Source organism: Ruegeria sp. BHSA162, from assembly GCF_059613385.1.
This window is the reverse complement of record NZ_JBXWSK010000130.1, coordinates 1-5365: the sequence shown is the minus strand read 5'-3', so window position 1 is coordinate 5365 and position 5365 is coordinate 1. Positions and strand designations below refer to the sequence as shown.

General features: G+C 62.6%; 3 protein-coding genes. 1 reads left to right on the top strand and 2 read right to left on the bottom strand.

Going from position 1 to position 5365, the window contains the following annotated elements:
- Positions 1-2218: pyruvate carboxylase (locus AC2FM5_RS19130; RefSeq protein ID WP_496737524.1), on the bottom strand; the 2218-nt coding region annotated here is incomplete at its 3' end.
- Positions 2219-2338: 120 nt separating this feature from the next.
- Positions 2339-3499, bottom strand: coding sequence for an alpha-hydroxy acid oxidase (locus tag AC2FM5_RS19125; RefSeq protein ID WP_496737522.1), 1161 nt, complete (start codon positions 3497-3499; stop codon positions 2339-2341).
- Positions 3500-3660: 161 nt separating this feature from the next.
- Here AC2FM5_RS19125 and AC2FM5_RS19120 point away from each other — a divergent pair.
- On the top strand, positions 3661-5365 hold a 1705-nt coding region (locus AC2FM5_RS19120; protein WP_496737520.1), incomplete at its 3' end, for an ATP-dependent helicase.

Here is a 5365-nt window from a genome sequence, read left to right as displayed (position 1 = left end):
TGTGGAAATGGATCGGCAGGCCGACCTCTTCCTTCAGTGCGCGGATCAGCACCCGCGCGGCGGCGGGTTTCAGCAGGCCGGCCATGTCCTTGAGGCCCAGAACATGGGCGCCGGCGTCGCGCAACTCCTTGGCCATGCCGACATAGTATTTCAGGTCATACTTGGCGCGGTTCGGGTCGAGGATATCGCCGGTATAGCAGACGGTGCCTTCGCAGATCTTGCCGTTCTCGATCACAGCGTCCATCGCCACGCGCATGTTCTCGACCCAGTTAAGCGAGTCGAAGACGCGGAACACGTCGATGTTCTGCGCGGCCTGGCGCACGAATTCCTGCACCACGTTGTCGGGATAGTTGGTATAGCCCACCCCATTGGCACCGCGCAGCAGCATCTGGGTCATCAGGTTGGGCATGGCCTCGCGCAGGTCGCGCAGGCGCTGCCAGGGGCATTCCTGCAGGAAACGATAGGCCACGTCGAAGGTCGCCCCGCCCCAGCATTCGACGCTGAACAGCTGCGGCAGGTTCGCGGCATAGCTGGGCGCCACGCGGATCATGTCGATCGAGCGCATGCGGGTGGCCAGCAGCGACTGGTGCCCGTCGCGCATGGTGGTGTCTGTGATCAGCAACTGGCGCTGGGCCTTCATCCAGTCGGCCACGGCCTGCGGGCCCTTCTGTTCCAGCAGGTTGCGCGTGCCCATCAGCGGTTCCGCCTTGGGCGCGGGGGGCTTGGGTTCCTTGAGGTCGGCACGCGGCCGCGGGCGATCCTTGGTCTCGGGGTGCCCGTTCACCGTTATGTCGGCGATATAGGTCAGAACCTTGGTGCCCCGGTCGCGGCGCTTCTTGAACTGAAACAGCTCGGGCGTCTCGTCGATGAACTTGGTGGTGTATTCGTTCGACAGGAAGGTCGGGTGCTTCAGCAGGTTTTCGACAAAGGCGATGTTGGTGGAAACACCGCGCACGCGGAACTCTCGTAGGGCGCGGTCCATCCGGGCAATCGCCTTTTCCGGCGTCGGCGCCCAGGCGGTGACCTTGGTCAGCAGCGAGTCGTAATACCGCGTGATCACCCCGCCGGCATAGGCCGTGCCGCCATCCAGCCGGATGCCCATGCCCGTGGCCGAACGATAGGCCGTGATGCGCCCATAGTCGGGGATGAAGTTGTTGAGCGGGTCTTCGGTGGTCACGCGCGTCTGCAGGGCGTGGCCGTTCAGGCGGATTTCGTCCTGGCTGGCCTTGCCGGTGGCCTCGGCCAGGGTCTTGCCCTCGGCGATCAGGATCTGCGCCTGCACGATGTCGATGCCGGTGACCTCTTCGGTCACGGTGTGTTCGACCTGGACGCGGGGGTTCACCTCGATGAAATAGAACTTGCCGGTCTCCATATCCATCAGGAATTCGACCGTGCCGGCGCATTCATAGTTCACATGCGCACAGATGCGGCGGCCCAGGTCGCAGATCTCGGCGCGTTGCTCTTCGGTCAGATAGGGGGCAGGGGCGCGTTCCACGACCTTCTGGTTTCGGCGCTGAACCGAGCAGTCGCGTTCATACAGGTGATAGATCTGCCCGTGTTTGTCGCCCAGGATCTGCACCTCGACATGGCGGGCGCGGGTGATCATCTTTTCCAGATAGCCCTCACCATTGCCGAATGCGGCCTCGGCCTCGCGGCGGCCTTCCAGAACCTTTTCTTCCAACTCGTCTTCGGAATAGATCGGGCGCATCCCCCGGCCGCCGCCGCCCCAGGACGCTTTGAGCATCAGCGGATAGCCGATCTCGGCCGCTTCCTTGCGGATCGCGTCCATGTCATCGCCCAGTACTTCGGTCGCCGGGATCACCGGCACACCGGCGGCAATCGCCACCTTGCGTGCGCTGGCCTTGTCGCCCAGGGCGCGCATGGTTTCGGCCTTGGGGCCGATGAAGGTGATACCGTTCTGCACGCAGGCATCCACGAAATCGGGGTTTTCCGACAGCAGGCCATAGCCCGGGTGGATGGCGTCAGCGCCGCTTTCCTTGGCGACGCGGATGATCTCGTCGATCGACAGATAGGCCGCGACCGGGCCCAGACCCTCGCCGATGCGATACGCCTCGTCCGCCTTGAACCGGTGCAGGCCCAGCTTGTCCTCCTCGGCATAGACGGCAACGGTGCGTTTGCCCATCTCGTTCGCGGCGCGCATCACGCGAATGGCAATCTCACCCCTGTTGGCGATCAGGATTTTCTTGAAGTCAGTCATGGCAAGTCCCGGTCTTTTGCATTTGGCCGTGTTAATAGACCGAGATTACGCGCAGATATATCTGTAGTTCTGGGTAGAACCGGCATGTTATCGCTCGCAAACGCCGCCTATTGCGGCGTTTTATGGCACATGCTGCATCGCGGCATCAATGTTTGCGTTAACACTAGGCAGATATTTTAGCGTTGCGGCACCCAATTGTCCCATATTTGCAAGCATGTCCTGCCGCAGAATATCGATGACATGGGTCGGGCCGCGCGCGCCCAATGCTGCAACGCCATAGAGGAACGCCCGCCCCAGCATGACCAGATCGGCGCCCAAGGCCCGCGCCCGCAGAATGTCCAGCCCGCCCGAAACGCCGCTGTCGAAGATCAGCGGCAGGTCGGTTGCGGCGCGGATGGCGGGCAGCATGTCGATGCTGGCCGGCGCGCCATCGAACTGACGGCCACCGTGATTCGACACCCAAAGCGCGTCGATCCCGGCCTGTTTCAGCCGCTCGGCATCCTCGGGGCGCAGCACGCCCTTGATAATGAACGGCCCCTGCCAGTGATCGCGCAGCCACTTGACGTAATCCATGCCCGGAGAGGTCCTGAGCAGGTATCCGATATGCGCCGTGGGCGGCAGGTTGGTGGTGTCGTCGATGTATTTGTCCAGCGTGCGCATCCGTGGCTTGCCGTGACGCGCCATGCCCCAGGCCCAGGCCGGGCGGGCGGCGCTCTGCGCCAGCAGGCGCGGCGTCAGGCGCGGCGGATGGGTCAGGCCCGATCGGGTCTGCCGTTCCCGGCGCGAGGCCACGGGCACATCGACCGTCAGCACCAGCGTGCCGAACCCGGCCGATTTGGCGCGGCTCAGTAAGTCGGCGCGAATCTCCGGGTCCTTGGGCGGGTACAGCTGGAACCAGGCGTCGGGTCCGATATGCGGGGCCATGTCCTCGGGGCTTTGGCTGGCGACAGTGGACAGAACATAGGGAATGCCCGCCTGCGCGGCGGCGCGCGCCATCAGCGCCTCGGCCCCAGGCCAGACCAGCCCGCACATCCCGATCGGAGCCATGCCGAAGGGCAGCGGATGGTCGCGCCCCAGAAAGCGGGTGCTGGTGTCGAATTCCAGCGGGCCTTTCAGGATGGCGGGCAGAAACCCGATGCGGTCCAGCGCCGCCCGGTTGCGTTTCAGCGCGGTCTCGGCCCCGGTGCCGCTGTCGACATAGTCCCAGACAAAGCGCGGCAACCGACGGCGTGCGCGGCGCTTCAGATCCTCGATGCCCGGATAGGTGCTGTGCAGGTCCATGTCGATTGATCCGACCTGCCGCGCGATTCGGCAAGGGTTTCAGTCGGATGCAGCCTGCGCCTGACGGCTCAACCAGCGCTACGAAAGAAATTCGCAAAACCGTGCGAACAAGCCGTGAACAAACCCTTTCCCTCGGCGCGCTTCCGGCTTAGTTTGGGCGCATGAGCAGTTTCGATGAAAATGACGCCTTCGAAGGCGCCTCGCTGTCGGCCCGCGCCATGGCCGCGCTTCGGCCCGAGGCGGACTACTTGAATGAATTGAACCCGGCGCAGCGGGAAGCGGTCGAGCTGTTGGATGGCCCGATCCTGATGCTGGCCGGGGCGGGCACCGGCAAGACCAAGGCCCTGACCACCCGCATTGCGCATCTGCTGAACACCGGGCGGGCCCGCCCGAACGAGATCCTCGCCGTGACCTTCACCAACAAGGCCGCGCGCGAGATGAAGGAACGGGTCGGCCGCCTGCTGGGCCAGCCCGCCGAGGGGATGCCGTGGCTGGGCACCTTCCACTCGATCTGCGTCAAGCTGCTGCGTCGCCATGCGGAACTGGCGGGGCTGAAGTCGAACTTCACCATTCTGGATACCGACGACCAGTTGCGATTGCTCAAGCAGTTGGTGCAGGCCGCCAATATCGACGACAAGCGCTGGCCTGCGCGGATGCTGGCCGGCATCATCGACGACTGGAAGAACCGCGCCCTGACGCCCGACAAGGTGCCCACCGCCGATGCCGGGGCCTACAACAACAAGGGCGTCGAGCTTTACGCTCAATACCAGACCCGCCTGCGCGAGCTGAACGCGGTGGATTTCGGCGACCTGCTGTTGCACATGGTCACCATCTTCCAGACCCACCCGGACGTGCTGGAGCAATACCAGCGCTGGTTCCGCTACATCCTTGTGGACGAATACCAGGACACCAACATCGCCCAATACCTGTGGCTGCGGCTGCTGGCGGGCGGGCACAAGAACATCTGCTGCGTGGGCGACGATGACCAGTCGATCTATGGCTGGCGCGGGGCCGAAGTGGAAAACATCCTGCGCTTTGAGAAGGATTTCCCCGGTGCCTTTGTGGTGCGCTTGGAGCAGAACTATCGCTCAACCCCTCATATTCTGGCTGCCGCATCGAATATCATTCGTGCAAATGAAAATCGTTTGGGCAAAGAGCTTTGGACCGATTTCCCTCGCGGCGAGAAAGTTCAGTTGGGCGGACATTGGGATGGCGAAGAAGAAGCACGCAGGATAGGCGAAGAGATCGAAGCACTAGTTGATGGAACTTCTCCTTTTGCAAAGCGAAGAGAAAACCCAAGATCACAGGACATCCTTCAAGAGTTTGAAAGACTGTCGAAGCGAGGTGCATTAAGTGGTGTAACAAATCTTAGGCAGTTAGAAAGCCAACTGGTTGCGCAGAACTTCCCATTTCAAGACTTTAAGACACTAAACCTAGTTTGGAGACTGAAAGGTTTTTCTGATGAGGAAAAGGACTTAGAACCAGCATTCTTTCGCTATAGTTACAGTGAGATCGCCATCCTCGTGCGCGCCAGCCACCAGATGCGCGCCTTCGAGGACCGGTTCTTGACCATCGGCCTGCCCTACAAGGTGATCGGCGGCCCTCGATTCTATGAACGGATGGAGATCCGGGATGCCATGGCCTATTTCCGGCTGGTGGTCAGCCCCGAGGACGATCTGGCTTTCGAGCGGATCGTGAACACCCCCAAGCGCGGCTTGGGCGACAAGGCGCAGCAGACGATCCAGCGCACCGCGCGCGAACATGGCGTGTCGCTGGTTAAGGGCGCGCGGATCGCTGTGGAGCAAGGGCTGATCAAGGGCAAGGGCGGCGCGGCTCTGCGTGAACTGGTAGAAGGGCTGGCGCGCT